Origin of the sequence: Stutzerimonas chloritidismutans, from assembly GCF_020783375.1 — a bacterium.
GTDB classification, from domain to species: Bacteria; Pseudomonadota; Gammaproteobacteria; order Pseudomonadales; family Pseudomonadaceae; genus Stutzerimonas; species Stutzerimonas kunmingensis.
In genome coordinates this window covers 4,439,341-4,453,352 of record NZ_CP086067.1, presented here as the reverse complement: position 1 = coordinate 4,453,352, position 14,012 = coordinate 4,439,341, and the positions used below count along the sequence as shown (strand labels likewise).

General features: G+C 63.4%; 12 protein-coding genes. 8 read left to right on the top strand and 4 right to left on the bottom strand.

Translation table 11 applies throughout. From position 1 onward, the window contains the following. Positions 1–41 precede the first annotated feature (41 nt). The 6 genes from atpG (at position 42) to glmS (ending at position 7,084) form a co-directional block, all read left to right on the top strand. Complete coding sequence (gene atpG, locus LLJ08_RS20885; protein WP_014822269.1) at positions 42–908, top strand: F0F1 ATP synthase subunit gamma; 867 nt, start codon at positions 42–44, stop codon at positions 906–908. 30 nt (positions 909–938) lie between these two features. After that, complete coding sequence (gene atpD / locus LLJ08_RS20880; protein WP_003303688.1) at positions 939–2,315, top strand: F0F1 ATP synthase subunit beta; 1,377 nt, start codon at positions 939–941, stop codon at positions 2,313–2,315. Positions 2,316–2,389: 74 nt separating this feature from the next. Beyond that, positions 2,390–2,818, top strand: a complete 429-nt coding sequence (locus LLJ08_RS20875) for a F0F1 ATP synthase subunit epsilon (protein ID WP_003303687.1) — start codon at positions 2,390–2,392, stop codon at positions 2,816–2,818. Positions 2,819–2,956: 138 nt separating this feature from the next. Then, entirely contained in the window at positions 2,957–4,318 is a 1,362-nt protein-coding gene (glmU, locus tag LLJ08_RS20870; protein WP_228207887.1) for a bifunctional UDP-N-acetylglucosamine diphosphorylase/glucosamine-1-phosphate N-acetyltransferase GlmU, read from the top strand. 130 nt (positions 4,319–4,448) lie between these two features. Next, complete coding sequence (locus LLJ08_RS20865) at positions 4,449–5,231, top strand: DeoR/GlpR family DNA-binding transcription regulator (protein ID WP_023446459.1); 783 nt, start codon at positions 4,449–4,451, stop codon at positions 5,229–5,231. 2 nt (positions 5,232–5,233) lie between these two features. After that, positions 5,234–7,084: a glutamine--fructose-6-phosphate transaminase (isomerizing) gene (gene glmS, locus LLJ08_RS20860; protein WP_228207886.1), complete on the top strand. Its 1,851-nt coding sequence runs from the start codon at positions 5,234–5,236 to the stop codon at positions 7,082–7,084. A 69-nt stretch (positions 7,085–7,153) separates the two neighbouring features. Here the strand turns inward: glmS and LLJ08_RS20855 are convergent, their stop codons facing one another. The 4 genes from LLJ08_RS20855 to LLJ08_RS20840 form a co-directional block, all read right to left on the bottom strand. Beyond that, on the bottom strand, positions 7,154–7,708 hold the full coding sequence (locus tag LLJ08_RS20855; RefSeq protein WP_023446461.1) for a biliverdin-producing heme oxygenase: 555 nt from the start codon (positions 7,706–7,708) through the stop codon (positions 7,154–7,156). Further along, positions 7,701–10,106, bottom strand: coding sequence for a response regulator (locus LLJ08_RS20850; RefSeq protein ID WP_228207885.1), 2,406 nt, complete (start codon positions 10,104–10,106; stop codon positions 7,701–7,703). Before LLJ08_RS20850 ends, LLJ08_RS20855 begins: the two co-directional genes overlap by 8 nt. 66 nt (positions 10,107–10,172) lie before the next feature. Further along, complete coding sequence (locus LLJ08_RS20845; protein ID WP_023446463.1) at positions 10,173–10,646, bottom strand: response regulator; 474 nt, start codon at positions 10,644–10,646, stop codon at positions 10,173–10,175. After that, a complete protein-coding gene (locus tag LLJ08_RS20840) occupies positions 10,646–12,916 on the bottom strand; it encodes an ATP-binding protein (RefSeq protein ID WP_228207884.1) in 2,271 nt (756 codons plus the stop codon). Before LLJ08_RS20840 ends, LLJ08_RS20845 begins: the two co-directional genes overlap by 1 nt. 227 nt (positions 12,917–13,143) lie before the next feature. On the opposite strand from LLJ08_RS20840, the gene LLJ08_RS20835 reads away from it, so the two are divergent. Beyond that, the gene (locus tag LLJ08_RS20835; protein WP_044313777.1) at positions 13,144–13,554 is read left to right on the top strand and encodes an SMI1/KNR4 family protein; all 411 of its coding nucleotides are present in this window, start codon (positions 13,144–13,146) and stop codon (positions 13,552–13,554) included. Between the two features lie 82 nt (positions 13,555–13,636). After that, positions 13,637–14,011 carry a DUF3301 domain-containing protein gene (locus LLJ08_RS20830; RefSeq protein ID WP_014822224.1) on the top strand — a complete coding sequence of 125 codons (375 nt, stop codon included), beginning with the start codon at positions 13,637–13,639 and terminating at the stop codon, positions 14,009–14,011. The last annotated feature ends 1 nt before the right edge of the window (position 14,012 follow it).

Here is a 14,012-nt window from a genome sequence, read left to right as displayed (position 1 = left end):
GGAGCCGTGAGGCTCCCGCCTGCTAACCCGATAGGTGTCAAATGGCAGGCGCAAAAGAGATTCGCAGCAAGATTGCGAGCATCAAAAGCACGCAGAAGATCACCAGCGCCATGGAAAAGGTGGCGGTCAGCAAGATGCGCAAGGCACAGATGCGCATGGCTGCCAGCCGCCCTTATGCGGAGCGGATCCGGCAGGTAATCGGCCATCTGGCCTTTGCCAACCCGGAATACCGTCATCCGTTCATGGTAGAGCGTCCGGTCAAGCGTGTCGGCTACATCGTCGTGTCGACCGATCGTGGTCTTTGCGGTGGCCTGAACATCAACCTGTTCAAGGTCCTGATCAAGAACATGAAGGAGTGGCACGATCAGAAGGTCGAAGTCGACCTCTGCGTGATCGGCAACAAAGGCGCGAGCTTCTTCCGCAGCTTCGGCGGCAACGTCGTCGCAGCGATCGGCAACCTCGGCGAAGAGCCGTCGATCAATGATCTGATCGGCAGCGTCAAGGTCATGCTGGACGGCTTCCACAATGGCCGTATCGATCGCTTGTACCTGGTATCCAACAAGTTCATCAACACCATGACCCAGAAGCCCACGGTCGACCAACTGCTGCCGCTGGCCGCAGACGAGAACGCCGAGCCGGTCAAGAAAGGTCAGTGGGACTACCTCTACGAGCCGGACGCCCAGCAGCTGCTGGACGCTCTGCTGGTACGGTTCATCGAGTCCCAGGCCTATCAGGCGGTGGTTGAGAACGGCGCAGCCGAACAGGCCGCGCGGATGATTGCCATGAAGAACGCAACCGACAACGCCGGTGAGCTGATCGGCGACCTGCAACTGGTCTACAACAAGGCCCGTCAGGCTGCGATCACTCAGGAAATTTCGGAAATCGTCGGCGGCGCTGCCGCGGTTTAAGAACGGTTCAAATATTCAGAGGAACCAAACATGAGTAGCGGACGTATCGTTCAAATCATCGGCGCCGTTATCGACGTGGAATTTCCGCGCGATGTGGTACCGAACGTCTATGACGCGCTGAAAGTTCAAGGCGCCGAGACCACCCTGGAAGTCCAGCAGCAGCTGGGCGACGGCATTGTCCGTACCATCGCCATGGGTTCGACCGAAGGCCTCAAGCGTGGCCTGGACGTCGTCAACACCGGCACCGGTATCTCCGTACCGGTCGGTAAGCAGACTCTGGGTCGCATCATGGACGTCCTGGGTAACCCCATCGACGAAGCCGGCCCGATCGGCGAAGAAGAGCGCTGGACCATCCACCGCGCTGCTCCGTCCTATGCAGAGCAGGCTGGCGGCAACGAGCTGCTGGAAACCGGCATCAAGGTTATCGACCTGGTTTGCCCGTTCGCCAAGGGCGGTAAGGTCGGTCTGTTCGGTGGTGCCGGTGTCGGCAAGACCGTAAACATGATGGAGCTGATCCGTAACATCGCGATGGAGCACAGCGGTTACTCCGTGTTCGCCGGTGTGGGTGAGCGTACTCGTGAAGGTAACGACTTCTATCACGAGATGAAGGACTCCAACGTTCTGGACAAGGTTGCCCTGGTTTACGGCCAGATGAACGAGCCGCCAGGAAACCGTCTGCGCGTGGCACTGACTGGTCTGACCATGGCCGAGAAGTTCCGTGACGAAGGTCGTGACGTTTTGTTGTTCGTTGACAACATCTACCGTTACACCCTGGCCGGTACCGAAGTATCCGCACTGCTGGGCCGTATGCCTTCCGCGGTAGGTTACCAGCCGACCCTGGCCGAAGAGATGGGCGTTCTGCAGGAGCGCATCACCTCCACCAAGAACGGCTCGATCACCTCGGTACAGGCCGTATACGTACCTGCGGATGACTTGACCGACCCGAGCCCGGCGACCACCTTCGCCCACCTCGACGCCACCGTCGTACTGTCGCGTGACATCGCCTCCCTGGGTATCTACCCGGCGGTCGATCCGCTCGACTCGACTTCGCGTCAGCTGGATCCGCTGGTCATCGGTCAGGAGCACTACGACACCGCTCGCGGCGTTCAGTACGTGCTGCAGCGCTACAAGGAGCTGAAGGACATCATCGCGATCCTCGGTATGGACGAACTGTCCGAGACCGACAAGCAGCTGGTATCCCGTGCTCGTAAGATCCAGCGCTTCCTGTCCCAGCCGTTCTTCGTGGCCGAAGTCTTCACTGGCTCGCCAGGCAAGTACGTTCCGCTGAAGGAAACCATCCGTGGTTTCTCCGGCATCCTCAATGGCGACTACGACCATCTGCCGGAACAGGCGTTCTACATGGTCGGCAGCATCGACGAAGCCATCGAGAAAGCCAAGAAACTGTAACTGGCGCGCCCGTTCGCGGGCGCCAACCAGCCTGACCGGCAGCTGCGGGTCAGGCTGATTACCGAGGCATGAACATGGCTATGACAGTGCATTGCGACATCGTCAGTGCGGAAGAAGAGCTGTTCTCGGGGCTGGTGGAAATGGTCGTCGCCCACGGCAACCTGGGTGACATCGGCGTTCTGCCGGGTCACGCGCCGCTGCTGACCGATCTCAAGCCGGGTCCGGTTCGAGTGATCAAGCAGGGTGGTGACGAGGAGATCTTCTACATCTCCGGCGGCTTCATCGAAGTGCAGCCGAACATGGTGAAGGTTCTCGCCGATACCGCTACGCGCGCCAAGGACATCGACGAAGCTGCCGCTCAGGCTGCCGTCAAAGCTGCCGAGAAGGCCCTGCACGAGAAGGGCGCGGAGTTCGATTACGGCTCCGCCGCCGCTCGCCTGGCCGAGGCCGCAGCCCAGCTGCGAACCATCGAGGCAATGCGCAAGAAGTACGGTCGGCACTGACCGACTCGCGACTTCATCGCGCACGAGTAAAAGGGTAGCCTTGGCTACCCTTTTTCTTTTTCTGCCATTTGTCGGCGCAGCTGCACCCTGACTACTTATGGGTGAACTGCCGGGCCGATACCGTTCAGGAATCGCTGCATGTCTCTCGATATCGTCATTCTCGCCGCTGGCCAGGGCACCCGCATGCGCTCGGCCCTGCCCAAGGTGCTGCACCCGGTTGCCGGAAAATCCATGCTTGGGCACGTCATCGATACGGCCCGCGCGCTGCAGCCACAGAGCATTCAAGTGGTCATCGGCCACGGTGCCGAGCAGGTGCGCCAGCGGCTGGCCGGTGAAGACCTCAATTACGTGGTTCAAGCCGAGCAGCTGGGTACCGGGCATGCAGTGGCCCAGGCGTTGCCGAATCTGTCGGCCGAGCGTGTGCTGATCCTCTACGGCGATGTGCCGCTGATCGAAGCCGAAACGCTACACCGCCTGCTGCAGAAGGTCGGGCCGGAGCAGCTGGCGCTGCTGACGGTTACGCTGGATGACCCGACCGGCTATGGCCGGATCGTCCGTGACGCGCGTGGTGAAGTGCAGGCCATCGTCGAGCATAAGGATGCCAGCGACGAGCAGAAGGCGATCCGCGAAGGCAATACGGGGATTCTCGCGGTTCCGGGAAGTCGTATCGGCGAATGGCTGGGTCGCCTGTCCAACAGTAACGCCCAGGGCGAGTACTACCTGACGGATGTGATCGCCATGGCCGTGGCCGATGGCCTGCGCGTCGCCACCGAGCAGCCGCTGGATGCAATGGAAGTGCAGGGCGCCAACGACCGCATCCAGCTGGCCGAGCTAGAGCGCCACTACCAGCAGCGCGCGGCCCGGCGCCTGATGGCGCAAGGCGTCACGCTGCGCGATCCGGCGCGCTTCGACGTGCGCGGGGAGCTCAGTGTCGGCCGTGATGTGCTGATCGATGTGAATGTGGTGCTGGAAGGCACGGTGGTCATCGAAGACGATGTGCAGATCGGGCCGAACTGCGTGATCAAGGACAGCACCCTGCGCCGCGGCGCGATCATCAAGGCCAACTCCCATCTGGAGGGTGCGGTAGTCGGCGAGAGTGCCGATTGCGGCCCGTTCGCGCGGCTGCGTCCAGGCAGCGTGCTCGGCGCCAAGGCGCATGTCGGCAACTTCGTCGAGCTGAAGAACGCGACCCTCGGCGATGGCGCCAAGGCCGGGCATCTCAGCTACCTCGGTGACGCCGAGATCGGCGCGCGGACCAACATCGGTGCCGGTACCATCACCTGCAACTACGATGGCGCCAACAAATTCAGGACGGTGATGGGCGAGGACGTTTTCATCGGTTCCAACAGTTCGCTGGTTGCACCGCTGAATCTCGGTGATGGCGCAACGACCGGCGCCGGTTCGACGATCACCGAGGACGTGCCGGCCCATACCCTGGGCCTCGGCCGCGGTCGCCAGCGCAATATCGAAGGCTGGCAGCGACCGAAGAAGCAGTCGTAGATCCGCGTTCGGCGCGGGATGCGGGCCTGCTTCCCGCTGTTGGTGGGTGACGCCGGATCGCCAGCAGCTTGCAGCCCGTAAGCACTTATGTTTTGATTCGCGCCGTTATCTTTCGAATCGAAACATATCTATGTCGAAGCGCAACACTCCACAACGTCGCCACGCGATCCTCGCCTTGCTCAACGAGCTCGGCGAGGTCAGTGTGGACGAGCTGTCGCGGCGCTTCGAAACCTCGGAAGTCACCATCCGCAAGGACCTCGCCGCACTCGAGAAGAACGGCCTGCTGCTGCGCCGTTACGGCGGGGCGGTACAGTTGCCACAGGAGCTGATCGGCGACAGCGTGCAGCCGGTGTCGCCCTGGAAGCAGGCAATTGCCGCCGCCGCTGTCGGCTGCATTCGCGAGCATGCGCGGGTCATTATCGACAGCGGCACCACCACGGCGGCGATGATTCCGCAACTGGGCCACAGACATGGCCTGGTGGTGATGACTAACTCGCTGAACGTGGCCAATGCCCTGCGTGAGCTGGAGCATGAACCGGTGCTGCTGATGACCGGCGGCACCTGGGACCCGCATTCGGAGTCCTTTCAGGGCCAGGTCGCCGAGCAGGTGCTGCGCTCCTATGACTTCGACCAACTGTTCATCGGTGCCGATGGCATCGATCTGGAGCGGGGCACCACCACCTTCAACGAACTGCTAGGGTTGTCCCGAGTGATGGCCGACGTCGCGCGCGAAGTCATCGTGCTCGCCGAGGCCGACAAGATCGGTCGGCGCATCCCCAATCTCGAGCTGCCCTGGAGCAGCGTGCATACCCTGATTACCGATGAGCGCCTCAGCGACGAGGCGCGCAGCAGCATCCTGGCCCGCGGCGTCAAACTGATCTGCGTGGCCGTCGAAACCAATCTGGAGACTTGAGCATGTGTGGCATCGTTGGCGCCGTCGCCGAACGCAACATCACCGCGATCCTTCTCGAGGGCCTCAAGCGCCTGGAATACCGTGGCTATGACAGTGCCGGCGTCGCCGTGCTGGACGAGAACGGCACACTCGAGCGTCTGCGCCGGAACGGTAAGGTCGCCGAACTGGAGCAGGCTCAGCAGCAGACGCAGCTGGCCGGCCGCCTGGGCATTGCGCATACCCGCTGGGCTACCCATGGTGCGCCCTGCGAGCGCAATGCCCATCCGCATTTCTCCGGTGACGATCTGGCCGTGGTGCACAACGGCATCATCGAGAACCACGAGGCGCTGCGGGCCCAGCTCAAGGAGATGGGTTACGTATTCCTCTCGGATACCGACACCGAAGTCATCGTGCACCTGCTGCACCACAAGCTCGATTCGCTCGGCGACCTCACCGCTGCGCTGAAGGCGGCGGTCAAGGAACTGCATGGCGCCTACGGACTGGCGGTGATCAGTGCGCGGCAACCGGATCGCCTGCTCGCCGCGCGCAGCGGCAGCCCGCTGGTGATCGGTCTGGGCCTGGGCGAAAACTTCCTCGCCTCGGACCAGCTGGCGCTGCGTCAGGTCACAGACCGTTTCATGTATCTGGAAGAGGGCGACATCGCCGAAATCCGCCGCGATGCGGTGCAGATCTGGGATGTCGACGGCCAGCCGGTGCAGCGCGAGGCCGTGCAGTACCACGAAGGTGCCGAGGCGGCGGACAAGGGCGAGTACCGCCACTTCATGCTCAAGGAGATTCACGAGCAGCCGAAGGTGGTGCAGCGCACCCTGGAAGGCCGGCTAGGCGATCATCAGGTGCTGGTGCAGGCGTTCGGACCGCAAGCCGCCGAGCTGTTCGCCAAAGTGCGCAATGTGCAGATCGTCGCCTGTGGCACCAGCTATCACGCCGGCATGGTCGCGCGTTACTGGCTGGAGGAGCTGGCCGGCATACCCTGTCAGGTCGAGGTTGCCAGCGAATTCCGCTACCGCAAGGTAGTGGTGCAGCCGGACACCCTGTTCGTCACCATCTCCCAGTCCGGCGAGACGGCAGATTCGCTGGCAGCGCTGCGTAACGCCAAGGCGCGCACCGAGCAGGAAGGGCGCTATCTCGCCAGCCTGGCGATCTGCAACGTCGGCATCAGTTCGCTGGTGCGCGAGTCGGACCTGACCCTGCTCACCCAGGCCGGCCCGGAAATCGGCGTGGCTTCGACCAAGGCCTTCACCACCCAGCTGGTTGGCCTGTTGTTGCTGACGCTGTCGCTGGGCCAGGTCCGGGGCACGCTTTCCCCTGCGCTCGAGGCCGAACTGGTCGACGAGCTGCGCCGGCTGCCGACCCGCCTGGGTGAGGCGCTGGCGATGGATGCTACGGTGGAGAAGATTTCCGAGCACTTCGCCGAGAAGCATCACACCCTGTTCCTCGGCCGCGGCGCTCAATATCCGGTGGCGATGGAGGGTGCGCTCAAGCTCAAGGAAATTTCCTACATCCATGCCGAGGCCTACCCGGCCGGTGAGCTCAAGCACGGCCCGCTGGCGCTGGTGGACGCCGACATGCCGGTGGTCACGGTGGCGCCGAACAACGAGTTGCTCGAAAAGCTCAAGTCCAACCTGCAGGAAGTGCGCGCCCGTGGTGGTGAGCTGATCGTCTTTGCCGACCGTGAAGCCGGGTTCGACAACGGTGAAGGGATCTTCGTGGTGAACATGCCGCATATCCACGATGTTCTTGCGCCGATCCTCTATACCCTGCCGCTGCAACTGCTGTCGTACTACGTTGCCGTGCTGCGCGGTACCGATGTCGACCAGCCACGTAACCTCGCCAAGTCCGTCACGGTGGAGTGACCGGCGAGCGCGCCAGAGAGCGTGTGTTGTTGTTGCGTAAAGCAAAGGCCCTGCGGGGCCTTTGTGCTTTCAGCCGTATTCGCAGTCGTGTTCCAGCGCGGCAGCTTCGGCGAACAGGGCGAAGGTCTGTTCGGCGGCGAGCAGCATCGGTTCCCAGGCGTAACTGGCAGCATGCTGTTCGAGACGGGCGAGGAAGGCCGGCCAGAGCCTGGCGACCTCACCATGCTCGAGGTAACGAATGGGGACGGTCTGGTTGGCCTGACGTACACGCCGTGCGAGCACGCGGCCACCCAGGCGAGACCCTTCCAGCACGTAGGCGACGCCCCAGCAGCTGGCGAAATCGTTCAATGACGGTATCGACAGCGCTGCTGGAGACGGGCATTCCAGTTCGGCCAGATCGGCCCATAAGGCATGACGGCGCACCCGCATCGGCCAGTCGTCGAGCAGAGCGGCGAAACCGGCGCGCTCCAGCGCGATCTCCGCGGCGCTGAGGACCCGGCTGTGGGCACGCAGGAAGCGACGATAATCGTCTGGCTGCTCGAGGCTGAAGTCCGAGAAGGCGGCATCTACTTGCTCATGTAGTGGCGCCGTGGCCTGTCTGAGGCGTGCGCGCAGCTCAGCCATCGGTCAGGCTGCCTTCGTTCAAAGCCAGATGAATCTTGCTCGCCAGTTGTTCCTCGCGGAACGGTTTCTGGATGATCGAGTAGCCGGCCAGACCCAGTTCGCACAGCTCGGCGTAGCCGGTCACGAAAATCACCGGCAGCTCGGGGTAGCGCGTGCGCACGGCACGGGCCAGTTCGCCGCCGTTCATGCCGGGCATGGCGAAATCGGCCAGCAGCAGATCGACCTCGATATCACCGGCCAGCAGCTGCAAGGCATGGTCGCCGCTATCCGCCTCGGTCACTGCGAAGCCGAGGTCCTGCAGCATCAGCGCGGTCACCTCACGCACGCTCGGATCGTCGTCTACCAGCAGGATGCTGTGCTGTGCATTGTCCTCGCGCGTCCCGGCGCTCACCGCCAGGATCGGCTCCAGCTGCTGCGGTGCCGCGGTGCGGGGCAGGAATACCTTGACCGTGGTACCCACGCCTTCGCGGCTTTCGATACGGGCACCGCCACCGGATTGCTTGGCGAAACCGAAAACCTGCGCCAGGCCGAGGCCCGAGCCCTTGCCGACCTCCTTGGTGGTGAAGAAGGGCTCGAACGCCTTGCTCAGCACTTCCTCGCTCATGCCGGTGCCGGTGTCGGTCACCGACAGCACCACGTACTCACCTGGGCCGGGATCTTCGGCGCGCAGTGCCGGTTCGCTGATCACCACGTTGCGCGTGCCCAGCGTCAGACGTCCGCTGTCACCCATGGCATCACGGGCATTGATCGCCAGGTTGAGGATGATCATCTCGATCTGGGTCGGGTCCACCAGCGCGTGCCAGATGTTGGCCTGGGTGTCGGTCTCGATGCTGACGCTGCCGCCGAGGGTGCTTTTCAGCAGGCTGAGCAGGCTGACCAGCGTATCGTTGAGGTCGACTGCCGCGGGCGTAAGCTGCTGGCGCCGGGCAAAGGCGAGCAGCTGGCTGGTCAGCGTTGCGCCGCGCTCGCCAGATTCGCGGATGTACTGCAAGCGACGCAAACTGCGTTCTGCCGGTGCGCCCTTCTCGAGATCGTTCTGCAGAAAGCTGGCGCTGGTGAGGATGACCGTCAGCAGGTTGTTGAAGTCATGGGCGACGCCGGCGGTCAGCTGGCCGACGGCTTCGAGGCGCTGCATCTGCTGCAGGGTCGCCTCGACACGTTCGCGCTCTTGGATCTGCGCGCGGAGCTCGCGGTTGGCCTCGGCCAGTTTGTCGACCGCGGCGATTTCGCTGGTGATGTCCCGCGCCGCCGAGTAGACGCGGCCGTCATCGGCGACCACCGACCAGGACAGCCAGCGGTAGCTGCCATCGCGATGGCGTAGGCGATTGACGAAGCGGTTGGTGACCTTGCCTTGGCCGACACGGGCATTTTCTTCCTGGGTCGCCTGCAGATCATCGGGATGCACCAGCCAGGTCAGCGGGTGCTGCATGAGCTGTTCCAGCGGCCAGCCGAAGGCATCCTCCCAGATCGGGTTGAGCGCGACCGGCATCATGTCCAGGCGGGTGACCGCCAGCAGGTCACGGGACAACTCCCAGGTGCGGTCACGTTCGCGGGTGCGCTCCTGCACGCGCTCGCCCAGGGTTTCGTTCATCTGCCTGAGGGTCTGGGTCGCCAGTTGCTGCTCGGTGATGTCCATCACCACGCCGACGAAGCGCGAGCATTGCCCGCCTTCGAAGAACGCCTGGCCGCGGGTTTCCATCCAACGCAGGCTGCCGTCATCGAAGAGCACGCGATAGGTGGTGCAGAATTCACCACCGTCTTCACCGGCGATGGCACGGGCGATTTCCTCGCGTATCCGCTCGCGGTCCTGCGGGTGGCAGAGGCGTTCGAACAGCGGCATGTCCACCGGGTCCTGTTCACCGATACCGAGCATGGCCCGGCAGCGCTGGTCCCAGATCAGCGCGCCACTCTGTGGTTCGTAGTCCCACATGCCCAGGCGTGCCGCATCGATGGCCAGGCGCGCGCGCACCTCGACCTCGCGCAAAGCCTGTTCGGCCTGCAGACGGCGGCGCCGTTCGTTGACTTCGGCCAGTGCACGTTCCACCGCCTTGGGCAGAAAGCCGAGGTTCTGCTTGAGCACGTAGTCGACGGCGCCGGAGCGCATCATGTTGACCGCGTGCTCCTCGCCAAAAACGCCGGAGAGAAAGATGAAGGGGGTCTGTGGCGCCAGCCGACGCGCTTCCTGTAGGGCCTGGCTGCCGGAGAAGCCTGGCAGGATGAAGTCCGCCAGGATCAGATCAAAAGCGCGTCGCTGCAGCGCTTCCACCACGCCGGCATGGCTGTAGACCAGCTCGGTATGCAGAGTGTAGCCACTGCGCTCCAGCGCCAACTGGGCGAGTTCGGCGTCGTGCGGGCTGTCCTCGATGAACAGGACGCTGATGTTCTTTGACGCTGGCATATCCATCCTGTCGAGGAAGCAGGAATCATCGAAACGGCCCGCCAGGCGCGGGCCGGCAATGCTCGTTCAGTTCTTTTCGTCTTTGTTGCGCGCGCGCTTGAGTCGCAGCGAACCGGGTGGTGGCTCGTTGAGCACGGCCCAGAAGATGCCGAGGTCGGAGATTGCGGCGACAAAATCTTTGAATTCGACCGGTTTGACGACGTAAGCGTTCACCCCGAGCTCATAGGCTTTCATCAGGTCGGGTTCTTCCCGCGACGAGGTCAGCATGACCACCGGAATGCTGCGCAGCTCGGCGGTCTCGCGGACGGTCTTGAGCACTTCCAGGCCGTCGACCTTGGGCAGTTTCAGGTCCAGCAGCAGCACTGCCGGATTGCCATCGGCGCGATCGGCGTAAGCGCCGGTGCGCTGCAGGTAGTTCAGCGCCTCGGCGCCGTCACGCATGATCACCACCTCATTGGCCAGCTGGCTGCGCTCCAGCGCGATCAGGGTGAGTTCCAGGTCGTGGGGGTTGTCTTCGACCAGCAGTATCGGTTTCAGCATCAGATGTCTCGGTCCAGGAGGGACGATGTGTAGGACAGTTTGGGGAGTGAGAAGTAGAACGTGGCGCCCTTGTCCAGCTGGCCTTCGGCCCAGACCTGGCCATCGTGGCGCTCGATGATGCGGCGCACGCTCGCCAGGCCGATGCCGGTGCCTTCGAACTCCTCCATGCGGTGCAAGCGCTGGAACACGCCGAACAGCTTGTTCGAGTACTGCATGTCGAAGCCGACGCCGTTGTCGCGCACATAGACCACCACCTCGCCGGCGCGTTGCTCGGCGCCCACTTCGATGACGGCCACCTCCCGGGTGCGGCTGTACTTGACCGCATTGTCGATCAGGTTGCGCAACACCATGTGAATGAAGGCGGCATCGGCGACGACGACCGGCATCGGCAGTAGGTGCCATTCGATTTGGCGACCTTCGCAATCGGGTACCAGCTCCTCGCGAATCGAGGCAACCAATGCAGCGAGGTTGACATCCGACAGGCGCAATGCCGAACGGCCCATCTGCGAGAAGCTCAGCAGGTTGTCCACCAGCGTGCCGGCAAAGCGTGCGGCGTCGGCAATGTTGTCGAGAAAGCGCATCCCGCGTTCGCTCAACTGCTTGCTTTCCATCTCGCTGAGCAGCTCGGTGTAGCCGGCGATGTGCCGCAGCGGTGCGCGCAGGTCGTGGGACACGCTGTAGGAGAAGGCCTCCAGCTCCTTGTTGCTGGCGCGCAACTCGCCGGCCAGCTGGGCCATTTCCTCGGCTTTGCGCAAGACGATACCGAGCACCGCATTGCGCAACTCCAGCGCGCCCTCGATCACCACCTGATCCCAGGGCTGCGCATAGCCGCGCAGGGTTTCCTGCCATTGTTCGAAGCTGTGTCGCGGAGTGAGCGCACCGCTCTGACGGTCGATCTGTTTTTCCGGCTGACCGGCCCAGTTGACGGTCTTGATCTGCTCGTGGCGAAACCAGATCAGATAGTGCGCGTGCAGGCGCGAGATGGAGATGGCCATGACCCCGGCACAGCGCTCGGCGAGCGCCGGCATGCCGGGGATGTCGCGGCCGACGCAGTCACTGTGGAAGACCAGCTCGTCGCGCCGTTCGCCCAGCCACTGCGCCAGCTGCAGGATCTGTTCATGCTCCGGCGTGTCGCCGACGGTTTCGCACTTGTCGGCGGAGATGATCGCCGCGCCGTCGGCACCGGCGAACCCCAGCACCACCTCGGGGAGATGGCGGAAACCCTCGACCACGCTGTCGCGATCGGCCATCGCCGCGAGCAGGTGGACGATCTGGTGGCGCAGTTCCAGCTTGCGCTGCGCGAGGGTCTCGCTTTCCCTCGCCTCGATCTGCAGCGAGAGGATGCGGCCGAGCAGCTCGCAGGCGGTGCGGGTCTGGTAGCTGACCGCACGCGGTTCGGCATCATGGCAGGAGATCAGCCCCCAGAGGCGGTCGCGAATGACGATGGAGATCGACATCGACGCCAGCGTGCCCATGTTGCGCATGTACTGCAGATGCACCGGGGAAACGCTGCGCAATGCGGCGAAGCTCAGGTCCAGTGGCGCGCCGGAGACCGGATTGAGCGCCGGCACCAGTGGCGAGGGTTGATAGTTGGCATCCTGGATCACCCGGATCAGGTTCTCGCGATACAGCCGGCGCGCCTGCTGAGGAATGTCGGCGGCCGGGAAGCACAGCCCGAGGTAGCTTGGATAGCCGGGGTCGGCGACCTCTGCCAGCACCACGCCGTTGTCTTCGGCATCGAAGCGATAGGCTTTGACGCGGCCGAAGCCGGTGATGCGCTTGACCTCCCGAACCGCCAGTTGGCAGAGCGCTTCGAGCTCGCGGCTGTCCTGCAGCTGGGCGACGAAGGTGCGCATCAGCGGGTAGAGGGTGTCGTAGGCCTGGCCCGAGGTTTCCGCGCGTTCGAATTCGAGGATCAGCTGGCCGCGATGGCGATGGCCGAGCAGGGCGAACGCCTGGCCGGCGACACCAGTGAGACCGATGCTCACATCGCTCAGGTGAAAGGGGTTGTGGTCGTCTTCGCTCAGTGCCGTGAGACCGGCTTCGAGGCGTGCGGTGGGCAGCAGGTTCGACAGTGGCTGACCGAGTAGCGAGCGGGCGTCGATTCCGAGCCAGTGCTGAACGTTTTCACTGGCCTGCTGCACGCGCAGTTCGGGTTCGCTGACCACCAGCAGGAAGCCATGGGGCTGGATGCTACCGGGGATATGGATCGGCTCGTCGGCGCATCGGTCGATGGCCTGGAGCAATTCCTGGGCTTCGGTAGTGGTCATTGCGTGTCCTTGTTCAGGTCCGAGCGGACCAGACGTGTCTGGCAGGCACCAATGCAAATTGCTACCTAAAATTCCGCAATTGTGCGTACTGAATCGGGCAAGTCGCTGTGAAGGTCTTAACCGAGCGTTTCGCTAGGCCATGCACTTTAACGCGACAGAACTAGCTCGCCAATCCGGCGGGCTGTATAAACGGGCCTTGCCCAGGGGCATACGACAGGAGGTGGGGTGTGGAAGAAGTCATCGAACAGCTGCGCGAGCTCAACGAGCCGGTGCCGGTACCGCTGGAACTGCCCGACGACGATCTCTTGGTGGAGATCGAGGAACAGCTGTTGATCAACCTCCCGTTTGGCCTGCGCGAGTTCCTGCTTCAGGTCAGCGATGTGATTTACGGGCGCCTGGAGCCGGTCACCGCCACCGATCCGCAGTCACACACCTACCTGCCGGAAGTCGCCGCCAATGCCTGGGATGCCGGCGTGCCGCGCGATCTGATCCCGATCTGCCAGGACGGGCGCGACTACTACGTGGTCGATCTGGAAGGCGAAGTCACCCTGTGGGACGGCGACGACTGCGAGCTGACCGATGAGGAAACCTGGGAGACCGTCTGGCATTGGGCGCGCGACGTCTGGCTGGAAAGCTGAAGCGGATATACGACGGTATCGACACGGCGTCGCCGCGACGGCCTGTTAAGCTGTGCGCCCGCCGGACACTTTCCGTTACTTCATGCTGACTCTGAGCAATCTGTTTCTGTTCATGCTGCTGGCTGCCGCCGGCGCCTGGCTGTGGCACTCCCACGGTATTCGCGAGCGCGCCCTGCAGGCGGTGCGCCGGCACTGCCAGAAGCTCGATGTGGAATTGCTCGACGGCAATGTAGCCTTTCGCAAGCTGACGCTGTTGCCGGATGCACGCGGCCAGCGCCGGCTCGCGCGTATCTACGGTTTCGAGTTCACCGTCACTGGTGAGCAGCGCCACCCAGGCACCATCGTCATGTTCGGTGCGCAGGTCGGTCGTATCGAACTGGCGGCGCATCCGTTTCAGCCCGCCGACGAGCCGGGGAGGGTGATTCAATTGGACGACTGGCGCCGCCCCCGCGAATGAC